This window comes from Mariniflexile ostreae (genome assembly GCF_042427585.1).
Lineage (GTDB): Bacteria > Bacteroidota > Bacteroidia > Flavobacteriales > Flavobacteriaceae > Pseudalgibacter > Pseudalgibacter ostreae.
In genome coordinates, this window is sequence record NZ_JBHMFC010000033.1 from 84,236 (window position 1) to 97,016 (window position 12,781).

Annotated in this window: 9 protein-coding genes and 1 tRNA gene; 3 read left to right on the forward strand and 7 right to left on the reverse strand. The window is 36.8% G+C overall.

Annotation, left to right across the window (positions count from 1 at the left end; all coding sequences use genetic code 11):
- The 5 genes from ACFFU9_RS08845 to lepA form a co-directional block, all read right to left on the reverse strand.
- Positions 1 to 1,632 carry a maltokinase N-terminal cap-like domain-containing protein gene (locus tag ACFFU9_RS08845; protein ID WP_379861047.1) on the reverse strand — a complete coding sequence of 544 codons (1,632 nt, stop codon included), beginning with the start codon at positions 1,630 to 1,632 and terminating at the stop codon, positions 1 to 3.
- Position 1,633: 1 nt separating this feature from the next.
- Positions 1,634 to 3,571, reverse strand: coding sequence for an alpha-1,4-glucan--maltose-1-phosphate maltosyltransferase (locus tag ACFFU9_RS08850; RefSeq protein ID WP_379861048.1), 1,938 nt, complete (start codon positions 3,569 to 3,571; stop codon positions 1,634 to 1,636).
- A 111-nt stretch (positions 3,572 to 3,682) separates the two neighbouring features.
- Positions 3,683 to 4,948: a glucose-1-phosphate adenylyltransferase gene (locus tag ACFFU9_RS08855; protein WP_379861049.1), complete on the reverse strand. Its 1,266-nt coding sequence runs from the start codon at positions 4,946 to 4,948 to the stop codon at positions 3,683 to 3,685.
- Positions 4,949 to 5,020: 72 nt separating this feature from the next.
- Positions 5,021 to 6,223, reverse strand: a complete 1,203-nt coding sequence (gene glgA, locus ACFFU9_RS08860) for a glycogen synthase (protein ID WP_379861050.1) — start codon at positions 6,221 to 6,223, stop codon at positions 5,021 to 5,023.
- A 584-nt stretch (positions 6,224 to 6,807) separates the two neighbouring features.
- Entirely contained in the window at positions 6,808 to 8,604 is a 1,797-nt protein-coding gene (gene lepA / locus ACFFU9_RS08865; RefSeq protein ID WP_379861051.1) for a translation elongation factor 4, read from the reverse strand.
- A gap of 290 nt (positions 8,605 to 8,894) precedes the next feature.
- Between lepA and dusB the strand changes: the two genes are divergently transcribed.
- Complete coding sequence (gene dusB / locus ACFFU9_RS08870) at positions 8,895 to 9,899, forward strand: tRNA dihydrouridine synthase DusB (protein WP_379861052.1); 1,005 nt, start codon at positions 8,895 to 8,897, stop codon at positions 9,897 to 9,899.
- Between the two features lie 203 nt (positions 9,900 to 10,102).
- Here the strand turns inward: dusB and ACFFU9_RS08875 are convergent, their stop codons facing one another.
- Complete coding sequence (locus ACFFU9_RS08875) at positions 10,103 to 11,317, reverse strand: ABC transporter permease (protein WP_379861053.1); 1,215 nt, start codon at positions 11,315 to 11,317, stop codon at positions 10,103 to 10,105.
- On the reverse strand, positions 11,318 to 11,722 hold the full coding sequence (gene rbfA, locus ACFFU9_RS08880) for a 30S ribosome-binding factor RbfA (RefSeq protein ID WP_379861054.1): 405 nt from the start codon (positions 11,720 to 11,722) through the stop codon (positions 11,318 to 11,320).
- A gap of 173 nt (positions 11,723 to 11,895) precedes the next feature.
- Between rbfA and mce the strand changes: the two genes are divergently transcribed.
- Together mce and ACFFU9_RS08890 are read left to right on the forward strand one after the other, a co-directional pair.
- Complete coding sequence (gene mce, locus ACFFU9_RS08885; RefSeq protein WP_379861055.1) at positions 11,896 to 12,300, forward strand: methylmalonyl-CoA epimerase; 405 nt, start codon at positions 11,896 to 11,898, stop codon at positions 12,298 to 12,300.
- A gap of 84 nt (positions 12,301 to 12,384) precedes the next feature.
- Positions 12,385 to 12,458 (forward strand) — tRNA-Ile (locus ACFFU9_RS08890).
- Positions 12,459 to 12,781: the final 323 nt, after the last annotated feature.

The window sequence follows — 12,781 nt, forward strand, 5'->3', positions numbered from 1 at the left end:
TTAATGATTTATAATATTAGATATCCCTTTTAAAGGGATGACTGCCCACTGTGGACGTGAGTTGAGTTCGTAGCCCAATTCGTAAACTGCCTTTTCTAGCAGACAATATTTTAAAATGAAAACACGCTCTTGGTTATATCCTAAATTTAAATTTGCATTTTGGGTTTCTGTAACATAGTGGCCTAAAAACAAACCGGTAATATAGCGATATAAAACCTCTCCCGCTTGGAACAGCGCTTCTTGCGATGCTTTATAGTGGGGTTCTCCGTTGTTAAAAATAGTAGCATAAATAGCATAATGAAAAGAACGGAACAAACCAGCCACATCTTTTAAAGGGGGTTGCTTTACCTTTCTATCCCGTATGGTACTTTCTGGTTCGCCTTCAAAATCTAAGATAAAAAAATCGTTGTTCTTGATTAGGATCTGCCCTAAATGATAGTCGCCATGAATGCGGATGCGTTCGCCCTTTAGTTTGGTCCAATCAAAAGCTATAAAGTGTTTTCTAATAGTGTTTTTGTTGTCAAGAAACTCATGGGCAAGTTGTAATGCTAGCCCATCCAATTTATGGATGTTGTTTTCTACAATATTAAGTCTGTTTTGAAATTGATGCAACATCTTATTTTTAAGCCAAACGGTATAATCGCCATTATAGTGTGCCGGTGTAAAAGCAGTTTCTTCAAATTCTGAGCCCAATACAATATGCATTTCGGCAGTACGTTTTGCTAAGGTTTGGATTTTTAAAAATAGATTTAGGCCAACCCAGTCTATAATTTGAGCGGGTATATCTGGAATTGTTAAGCGTTGGTATAAATCTGTATTAGGGAGTGTCTCTATATTTATTTTTTTATATTCCAAATTAGAAAACACCTTGTGCAGCTCCTTTAACATATATTCCCAGGCGTCTCCTTCATTTTCAATCATAAGCTGCATGAGGCCTATAGTAATATTAATAGCATCGGAATCTACTAAATTGATGCTTCCTACATAAGAGGGGGTGTTTTTAAACTCTTTTTTCTCTGATAAAAACCGACTCATTTCATAATCCGGATTCTTATCCCCATAAATTCGTCTAAAAAACTTTAAAACATACTTTTCATTATAAATCAAAGAGGTATTGCTTTGTTCTAAAGCCATACATCGAGAAGACTCGTAAACGATATTCTTGAAAACGGGGTTTTTATGGTACTGTACTTTTGTGGTGTCTTTGGGTGTTGCCGTGGCGATGCGTTCAAAAACCAGTTTTCTAAAAGATTCCAAATGAATGGCATCAATAATATAACCCTCTTTATTTTCGATACTAATAGGAAGGATTTTGTCCTGCGGGGCCTCTTTTTTATCAGTTATAAAAGCGATGGGTAAAAAATAATGCTGGAAGAAAGCTTCCTCAAAATTAACTTCTAAGATTAAACCAAAATACACTTCCCCATGGTGTTGTATCCTAAAATATTCTGCTAATTCTATATACTTTAATTTACTGGCTTTACCCGCATACCACCGTTGTTTAACAATGTAAGCTTCTAACACCTCTAACAGGAACGTTTTTACAAAATCGGTATTATCCAGTAGGTTTTTCCAAGGATCATTAGACTTGAAAACAGGTTTGATAGGGTATGCAGAAGCTTGGTTGTACATACTACTTATTTATCTTGAAAATATGAAATGGCATGCTAGGGTGTAGTTCTACAAAATTCCATTCGCTTTGCCAATTATAGCGGTTCTCTGTAATTAAATCATGCATTTCAAGCCTATGGCCGTGCGCTATGCCCAATTCATGTAACGGAAGCTGTACCGTGCCTTGTTGCGAATGGTGCGCATCTAAGCTAATAACTACCAAAACTTCATTTTCCTTATGGTTATCCCATTTATAAAATGCTAATAAATTATTGTTTTCAATATAACAGAATTTAATATTATTGGTTTGTTGAAGCGCTGCATTATGCTGTCTGATATAGTTGATTTTAGAAATAACCGAAATGAGCTTATTTTGAATGTCCCAATCGTAATGTGTAATCTGAAATTTTTCTGAATTCAGGTATTCTTCCTTTCCAAGTAAAGGTGCCGATAACATGTATTCAAAAACGGGGCCATAAACACCTATGCTAGAGCTTAGTGTTGCGGCAAGCGCATAGCGTAAAATATGTTTAGATTCATTAGCGCCTTGTAAATGATATGGGTTTATGTCTGGCGTATTGGGCCAAAAATTAGGTTGCATATACTCACGAAGCTCCGTTTTTGTTAGTTCTTCTACATATTCTATAATCTCGTGTTTATTTTCGCGCCACGTAAAATAGGTGTAAGATTGTGTGTAGCCTTGTTTTGCCAACTGCTGCATTATTTTAGGAGCTGTAAAAGCTTCTGCCAAAAAGAGAACATCTGGATGTTTTTCTTTTATGTTGGTGATAATCCAATTCCAGAAATAAAAGGGTTTGGTATGTGGGTTATCCACTCTAAAGATTTTAATACCACAATCGATCCAATACAATAAAATATCTAAGCATTCATCCCAAAGCGCTTTATAATCGTCACTTTCCCAATAAATGGGTAGGATATCCTGATATTTTTTCGGAGGGTTTTCGGCATATTGTACCGTACCATCGGGTCGCCATTTGAACCATTTTGGATGGTCTTTTACCCAAGGATGGTCTGGAGCTGCTTGTAAAGCATAATCCATGGCAATTTCAATATTATTGTTTTTAGCACATTGGATCAATGATTTAAAATCATCGAGTGTCCCTAGTTCTGGATGGATAGCTTTGTGGCCACCAAATTTGGAACCAACGCCCCAAGTGGATCCTACATCGCCGTCTGCTGCTTGGGTGGTATTGTTCTTTCCTTTTCTATTCACTTCGCCTATGGGGTGGATAGGGGGAAGGTATACCACATCAAACCCCATACTTTTTACACGCGGGATTAAACGCTCGCAATCTTTAAATGTACCGTGAGCCCCTTTTTGCTGTGATGCTGAACGGGGAAAGAATTCGTACCACGTACTAAACCGCGCCTTTTTTCTATCTACATATACGCGGTATTCTTTAGAGGTGTTCTCAAGAATTTTTATGGGAGTATTATAAAAGAGTTGAAAAAGTTTATCTGAACAGGCTTCTGTAATCGCTTCACCATACTCATTTTCATTTTTAAAAAGATGGTGTAAGTGTTCCAAATAGTTTTTATCCTCTGGCTTTACATGGTTTAAAATACGTGCTATGTATTGTGCGCCTTCTAGTAATTCTGATTTTACAAATTGGCCATCTTCTATTTTTCTTATCAGTCCATGTCTCCAATTAAGGCCGTAATCGACCCAAGCTTGAACTTTGTAACTATAAAAACCTTGCTTTTCGACACGAAAGGAGGTTTGCCATTCATTGTTTTGCAATAAAGACATGCGGGTTTCTGTCCAATCTTTAGCGCTTTCATGTTTGTATAGAACAGATGCTCCTAATACATCGTGTCCGTCTGCTAAAACATTGGCGTCTACTGTAACAGTTTCATTTACAATGCGTTTAATATAAAATTCACCGCAATTAACACTTGGCGATACATAGTCAATTACAACTCTTCTTTGATCTTGCATATTAGTTGGTTATATATTATGCCCTTAGCGATGTCGTGTAGCATCGCTAAGGGGTAAGAGAAAAATAAATTAAGTTTGCTTTCCACTCTTCATGGATGCTATAGGTTATCGTTAAATAACATAGCCTTTTGGTATAACAGCTCCTTTTTTGATAACCACAATACCTTCTTTTATAAAATACATATCGGTTTCTTTGTTTTCTAAATGTTTACCGCCATTAATTCTAACATCGTCACCTATACGGCAGTTTTTATCTAAAATAGCATTTTTAATATAACAGCGTTCCCCAATACCCATAAGAATTTCTATTTTATTGCTACTTATTTCATCCAAAGTTTCATATTTATCAGAGCCCATCATATAGGTGTTGATAACATGCGAATCGTTCCCAATTCGGGACCGGATTCCTATAACCGATCTTTCAATTTTGGCAGCGCTTATGAGACAGCCTTCTGATACCACAGTATGTTCTAGAACAGTACCAGATATTTTAGTGGTGGGAAGCATTCTTGCCCGAGTATATATCCGTTTTTTTCTATCGTACAAATCAAATTTAGGAATGTTATCCGTAAGACCTATGTTGGCTTCAAAAAACGAATCGATATTTCCTATATCGGTCCAATACCCTTCGTATTGATAGCTTAAGGTTTTATGTTTGGCGATACTTTGAGGGATAATTTCTTTACCAAAGTCATTGGTGTCGGGGTTTTGCATTAATTCCGTTAGCAATGTTCTGTCAAAAATATAGATCCCCATAGAAGCCAAATAATGTCGGCCTTGGCTTTTCATTTCTGTACTAACCTCAGAGGTCCATTCTGGGAGTAAGCTCGCATCTGGTTTTTCTATAAAAGATTGGACTATGTTAGACTTGTCTGCTTTCATAATACCAAACTCTGTAGCATCTTTTGCAGAAACCGGTATGGTAGCAATTGATATTTTGGCTCCACTTTTTATGTGGGCTTCAACCATAAGCTCATAATCCATTTGATATAATTGGTCTCCCGAGAGAATTAAAAAATAATCAAAATCATGAGTCAGAAAATGATGCATGTTTTGTCGTACAGCATCTGCGGTACCTTGAAACCAAGTTTTGTTTCCGGGCGTTTGTTCTGCAGCCAATACATCTACAAAAGCACTGCTGAAAAAACTAAAATGATAGGTGTTTTTAATATGGCGGTTAAGAGACGCCGAGTTGAACTGTGTTAGCACAAACATGCGTTTGATTTCTGAGTTGATACAGTTTGAAATAGGAATGTCCACCAATCTGTACTTTCCAGCAATGGGTACTGCTGGTTTAGATCTTGTGGCAGTTAATGGATATAAACGAGAACCTTGACCTCCACCTAATATTATGGCTAAAACTTTATTATTAATCATATGTCGTTAGTTTTTTTATTTATAAAATATAATTTTTCAAGATGGGGCTATCACTTCTGTAATTTACAATTTTTATATCAAAGATTTATATAAATCCTCAACTTGTTTGGCTATTGCAACCCAATCAAAATAGTCTTCTACACGCTTTCTTCCGTTTTTAGCCATTTTTTCTCTTAAAGCCTTGTCGTTAATCACTTTATTGATGCCATTTGCTAGGTCTCTAGAAAATGTATCAGGATCGATAGGTTCAAAAGGGGCTTCTTTTTGTTGCTCTAAAGGAATTAAAAGACCTGTTTCACCATGGACCACTACTTCTTTTATACCGCCTACAGCACTGGCAACAACAGCAGTTTCACAGGCCATCGCTTCAATGTTTATAATGCCAAAAGGCTCGTAGATAGAAGGGCAGCAGAATACTCCAGCGTGTGAGTATAACTGGATGATTTCGTCCTTGGTAATCATTTTGTCGATCCAAATAACGTTTTTCCTGCTTTTCTTAACCTCGTTTACGGCGTGCTCCATTTCCTTGCCTATTTCTGGTGTGTCTGGAGCCCCAGCACAAAGCACGATTTGTGTATTGGGGTCAATGTATTTTATGGCATTTACTAAATGAATGATTCCTTTTTGTCTGGTAATCCTGCCTACAAACAGTACGTATGGCTTGGTTTGGTCTATGCCATAAGTATCTAATGTTGTTGTTTCTGGTGTTACAACATATTGCTTAAGGTTAATACCGTTGTATATAACATGTACTTTGCTCTCGTCAACATCAAAATGCTTAAGTACATCTGCTTTAGTTTCTTTTGATACTGCAATTAAGGCGTCTGCCATTTCAATGGCGGTTTTCTCTATCCATGATGATGCGTCATAGCCTCTGCCTAACTGTTCTCGCTTCCATGGCCGTAAAGGCTCTAAGGAGTGGGTGGTTATCACCAAAGGCGTGCCGTAGCATAATTTGGCCACAATACCGGCAAAGTGGGCGTACCACGTATGGCAGTGCACGACATCGGCATCAACAGGTGTAGCATTCATATCTATACAGGTACTAAGCGTTTTAAAAACCGACTTCAACTTATCATCAGAGTCTTTAAAAATAGGCTTATCGTCGGTATAGCCTTTAACCGTTAGGTTTTTAGATGTTTCGGTTTGATCGCCAAAGCATCTTACATCCACGTCCATTAACTTCGCCAATTCGTCTGCTAAATATTCAACATGGACGCCTGCGCCACCATAAACATAAGGTGGAAACTCTCTAGTGTAAAAAAGTGCTTTCATTGTATTTTAATTAATGTGTGGATTAAAATTTCCCAAAAAAATATAGTTTAGAAAACGTCCTGCGTTTTGAAGGTGGATTCTTGATTAAAATGAACACTAGGTTTTTAAATTGTTAATAACTATTATAAAATAAAACAATCATTAAATGACGGTGTTTAAACAATAATGTGGCCTTGGAGTTTTTTAAATATGATTTTGAATTAAGAATTTTTCCTATGTTATAAACATACAAAATTATTAGCTATTTTTTTTGGTGTAATATTATTTTTAAGATAAATTTTTATTTTTTTGATATATACCATACAGACTTGCCTATCCTTTTATAAACTAAAAGAATATTACAGATGATGGAGCTTGGGAATGAAGGGCGTTAATTAGTTAAATAAAAACCATGCTTTAGCTTAAAAGGCTTCTTAATAGCTTAGTAGACGTGAAAACGTTTTAAGGGGATGATACACAGTAGCGTCGTGTATGGTACAAAAAAAAGGCCTCTGAAGGGTTTTTAGAGACCTTTTTTATTTATAAGTGTTAAGCGTAACTAAAAAACGAGAGGTTATATAAAACATCTATGTTTTTAGGGCGGTCTAGTCGTTTAATTTTAAAACAGCCATAAATGCCTGTTGCGGAATTTCTACATTGCCAACCAATCGCATACGTTTCTTTCCTTTTTTCTGTTTCTCAAGTAATTTACGCTTTCGTGAAATATCCCCACCGTAACATTTAGCGGTAACATCCTTTCGAAGCGCTTTAATGGTTTCTCTTGAAATAATTTTAGCCCCAACAGCGGCTTGTATAGGAATATCAAATTGTTGTCGTGGGATGAGCTCTCTAAGCTTTTCACACATTTTTTTACCGATATTTTGAGCATTATCGGCATGGATTAATGCTGAAAGTGCATCCACAGGCTGGGCGTTCAATAAAATGTCCAATCGCACCAATTTAGAGATTTTCATGCCGATAGGATGATAGTCAAAAGAGGCGTAGCCTTTAGAAACGGTTTTCAAGCGGTCGTAAAAATCAAAAACGATTTCGGCCAAAGGCATTTCAAAGGTCAATTCAACACGCTCAGTGGTTAAATAGGTTTGATTGATTATTAGTCCTCGTTTTTCAATACAGAGCGACATCACATTCCCTATAAAATCTGCTTTTGTTATAATGGTGGCCTTGATATAGGGCTCTTCAACCCGATTTAAGGTTGAGGGATCTGGTAAATCGGATGGGTTATTTACAATTAACGCAGTATTGGTGTCTTTGTTGGTATAGGCGTGGTAAGACACGTTAGGGACGGTGGTGATAACCGTCATGTCGAACTCCCGCTCTAAACGCTCTTGTATAATTTCCATATGGAGCATGCCTAAGAACCCACAACGAAAGCCAAAGCCTAGTGCCGCAGAACTTTCTGTAGCAAAGACTAATGATGCATCGTTAAGTTGCAGTTTTTCCATGGAGTTCCTTAGTTCTTCGTAATCCTCTGTATCTACAGGATATATACCGGCAAAAACCATCGGCTTAACATCTTCAAACCCTTCTACTATATTCTTTGTAGGGTTTGCAAAATCTGTAATAGTATCACCTACTTTTACTTCTTTAGCGGTTTTTATACCTGTAATTAAATAGCCTACATCGCCAGCCTTAACGCTTTGTTTTGCAACTTGTGTTAGTTTAAGCGTGCCAACTTCGTCTGCATAATACTCGTTATCAGTAGCAACAAACTTTATTTTTTGTCCTTTTTTTATTTCACCGTTAAACACCCTGAAATACGTTTCAATACCTCTGAAGGTATTATAAACAGAATCGAAAATCAAGGCTTGTAATGGCGCATTTAAATCGCCTTTAGGTGCCGGAATGCGTTCTATAATAGCTTTTAAAATATTATCGATACCTAAACCCGTTTTTCCACTGGCATGTATAACTTCTTCACGTTTACAGCCCAATAAATCTACAATATCATCTGTAACTTCTTCTGGGTTAGCGCTTGGTAAATCTACTTTATTTAAAATGGGAATAATTTCCAAATCATTTTCTAAGGCCAAATATAGATTGGAGATGGTTTGGGCCTGAATGCTTTGGGCGGCATCTACAATAAGTAATGCGCCCTCACAGGCAGCGATAGATCTTGAGACCTCATAACTGAAATCGACGTGCCCAGGGGTGTCGATTAAATTTAAAACGTACTTCTCACCTTGATATTCATAGTCCATTTGAATGGCGTGCGACTTGATGGTAATCCCACGTTCGCGCTCTAAATCCATGCTGTCCAGAAGCTGGGCCTGTTTCTCCCTTTCGGTTACAGTACCTGTAAAGTCCAACAAACGATCTGCCAAGGTGCTTTTACCATGGTCTATGTGTGCAATGATGCAAAAATTTCTAATGTTCTTCATACTCAAAAAAATCTTTATAATAAAGATTTTGCAAATATAGATGTTTTTTTTTCAGACCTGTAAGGTTTCTTGAACAGTATAAAAATCAATTAGATCGTTTTGGTGTGGCATGAGGCCAATTAGGGGTCTTGTTTTAAGCATTTACAATAATAAACCGCTGTAAAACCCTAAACCGTTAGCTGCTTTAAGGGGAGCAATATAATTTTACATGTCTTGGGTATTGTAATTCCATTCCGTTGGATGTAACAAATTACTTAAAAAGCATTAATTTTGCACTAAAATAAAAAGGTTTGGTAAAAATACACAACATAGAACTTCCTGATTTTCCTTTGCTATTAGCACCAATGGAAGATGTTAGCGACCCTCCGTTTCGTGCGCTTTGTAAGGAGCAAGGTGCCGATGTGGTATATACCGAATTTATTTCAAGTGAAGGTTTAATTCGTGATGCAGCAAAAAGTATCATGAAATTAGATATTTACGAAAAAGAACGTCCTGTTGGCATTCAAATATTTGGGGCTAATTTGGAGAGTATGCTTCAAACCATCGATATTGTTGAAAAATCAAAACCTGATATTATTGATATTAACTTTGGTTGTCCCGTTAAAAAAGTGGTGAGCAAAGGTGCGGGCGCGGGTATTTTGAAAGATGTGTGTTTGATGGAAAAACTTACTGCCGAAATGGTTAAGCGCACTAATATTCCCATTACAGTAAAAACCCGGTTGGGCTGGGATCACGATTCGATTAAAATTGTTGAGGTTGCTGAGCGCTTGCAGGATGTGGGCTGTAAAGCTATTGCCATACATGGGCGCACACGTGCACAAATGTATAAAGGCCATGCCGACTGGAGGCCTATTGCAGATGTAAAGAATAACCCCAGAATGCATATTCCTGTTTTTGGAAACGGTGATGTGGATACCCCCGAAAAAGCCATGGAAATGCGTGATAGCTATGGATTGGATGGCGCTATGATTGGCCGCGCGAGCATAGGAAATCCTTGGTTTTTTAAGCAAGTCAAACATTTTTTTGAAACTGGAGCGCATTTAGAGCCCATATCTATTGAAGCGCGTGTTGAGGCTGCCCGTAAACATTTACAAATGGCTATTGACTGGAAGGGCGAGGTGTTAGGGGTTTTTGAAACCCGTAGACACTATACCAATTATTTTAAAGGGATTCCGCATTTTAAAGAATACCGCACCAAAATGGTTACTAGCGACCGTCCAGAAGACGTTTTTGCTGCGTTTGATGAGGTTTTAGATCGGTTTGGCGATTATGTTTATGGCACTTCTGTATTATAACATTACTAGATACTGGTCTTTTGTTATGTCGACGCTAGGATAAATCTCAGTGCCTTAGTAATTTAGTTTTTTTTGTAAAGTTTCATTTCTACATCATATGTATTGGTTTTTTTACCTCGCCTTGTCATGTCGACGACAGGAGAAATCTCAAAACCAAATAATTTAAAAAAAGTAATAACCCGCCCCTTCCAAAGCATATGATGTTAGTAATCCTCTACCAGATTCTTATTGATTCTAACCGTTGCTATTTTTGAAGCGATAATACCCAATATGGAAATCGTTACAAACACAATAAAGAAATTTTCTGCATGAAGGGTTACCGGATAAGGTAACGAAGGTGTGATATAAATTTTTAGAAATTCGGGACCATGAAGTTGGTTCCATACAAATAAGGTTCCGATAAAAATACCTACCAAGCCTCCAACCACACTCATAATGGCACCTTGTAAAAAAAATATTTTACGAATATCTTTTATGGTAGCGCCAATATTGAAAAGCGTGTTGAGTGTTTTCTTTTTATCTAAAATCATCATAATAATGGAGCCGATAACATTAAATAAAGCAATGATCAAAACCAATGTGAATATTAAATACACCGCTAAATTTTCGGTGTTTAGCATTTTGTAAAGTTTGTCGTTTAGCTGTATTCTATTTTTTACCACCACATCGTCTCCCAAAAGGGTTTGGATGGTGTTTTTTGCAGTGGCTTCATCTGCACCTTCTTTAAGTTTAAATTCGATGGATGATACCTGATTTGGATTGTAGCTTAAAAGATGGCGTGCCAAATCGATGGACGCATAAATATAAGTGTCGTCTAGGGTTTCGTTAATATTAAAAACACCTACATTAACTGTTTTTATGGAGTTGAAGGCATCATTTGGAGATGTAATTTGGCCTGTTCCTGGTTTTGGTACGTAAATATCAGCAGTTCTAGAGTAGTCTAACACGCCATACGACAGATTTCTCGAAATGCCCCAGCCAATAACGGTTTGGTTGGTTTCTTGATCGAACCAGCTCCCTTGTACAATTACGGGATCCATATCGTTAACCTTTTTAAATTGCGAATCGACGCCTTTTAGAACCGCCAAAGTGCTTTTGTTGTCGGATGTTATGAAAACGCGTTCCTCTATCACTTTGGAGTAAAATGTAACCGTTTCCAATGCATTTAGTTTTTCAATCGTTTCATCATCTAATAAAAACGATTTGCCAACCGCAGCTTCAGCTTTTAAATCGGGATCTACAATATTGGAAAATTGAAGCGTGAAATCTTTTAAGCCCGCAAAACCTGCAAGGACAATAAAAAGCGACGCAGCACCAAGTACCACACCTAATGCAGCAATAATGGTTATAAAATTAATGGCATTGTTACTGCTTTTGGAGCGTAAATATCGTTTGGCTATGTAAAGCGCAAAATTCACTTAAGATTTTTTACGTTTTTCTAATAATGAAGTATCTTTTAGTGGGTTTTCTTGGCCTTTTAAAGACTTGTCGATTTGGTCGATATATTCTAAAGAATCGTCAATAAAAAACTCCAAGCTAGGCATACGTCTTAACTGTTGTTTTGTGCGTTGCGCAATTTCATGCTTAATTAAAGGGGTGTTTGATGTAATGCCTTTTAAAAGCGTTTCTGCTTTGTTATTTGGAAAGATGCTTAAATATACTTTAGCTATCGATAGATCTGCGGCCACTTTAACTTTGGAAACCGAAATTAGAACACCGCGCATGCCACCATCTGTAGCTGCTTTTTGAAGTACATCTGCTAAATCATTTTGCAAAACTGATGCTATTTTTTTTTGTCTTTGGCTTTCCTCAACGTTACTCATGTCTAACTGGCTATAAAGGTTAATAATGCAAAAATAGCTGTTATTTAAAGATTATCTTACTTTTGAAATGCTATTTTCATATATTGAAGTAAAATTTAAGTTTAAAAACAAAGTATACGGCTCTTATCTGGCACGTCTAGCACGTTTTCGGTAGCTTATTAAATTAACTTTAAATGAATAAAATAGAGCATATTGGTATTGCGGTAAAGAGTTTAAAATCTTCAAACGCATTGTTCTCTAAACTTTTTGGAGAAACGGCTTATAGAGAAGAGGCTGTGTTGAGCGAAAAGGTAAACACATCTTTTTTTAAAATTGGCGAGACTAAAATTGAATTGTTGGAAGCCACAGATAAAGATAGCGCAATTAATAAGTTTATTGAAAAAAAGGGAGAGGGTATCCATCATATTGCTTTCCATGTAGACGATATTCTAGCGGAGGTGGCCAGATTAAAAAGCGAAGGCTTTACCGTGTTAAATGACACTCCAAAAGTAGGTGCCGATAATAAATGGGTCATATTTTTACACCCTAAAACCACTAATGGTGTGTTAATTGAGTTATGTCAAGAGATAAAGCGATAAAAATACTTTGCCAGTAAAAAAATATATAGTAATATTGCACTCTCTTTGTAAAAAGAGATACGTTAATTAGCTTAAATGCTAATGGGTCCTATAACTCAGCTGGTTAGAGTATCTGACTCATAATCAGAAAGTCCCTGGTTCGAGCCCAGGTGGGACCACTTAAATAATTGCAAACCCTTATAAACACTACGTTTGTAAGGGTTTTTTTGTTTTCAGGGGGATGGTTTGGGGGGGCTGTGAATTTCTGAGATAACTTCTAGATTCGGCGTAATGGACAAAATGGTTGGTCTTTTTTGTGTTAATTTCAATAGGTTATTTTAGTTTTTAAAAACTCATTTATGAATTTTATTTTTCTCTCTTTAGTTAATCCATTATGATGGATCAAGTCATAAAGTTGTGGGATTTTAAGATTATGCATAAATTGTTGTAAGTCTATATAGGAAGAACTCTACGTTTCTAACCCCTCTGAACTGCGCTCTAA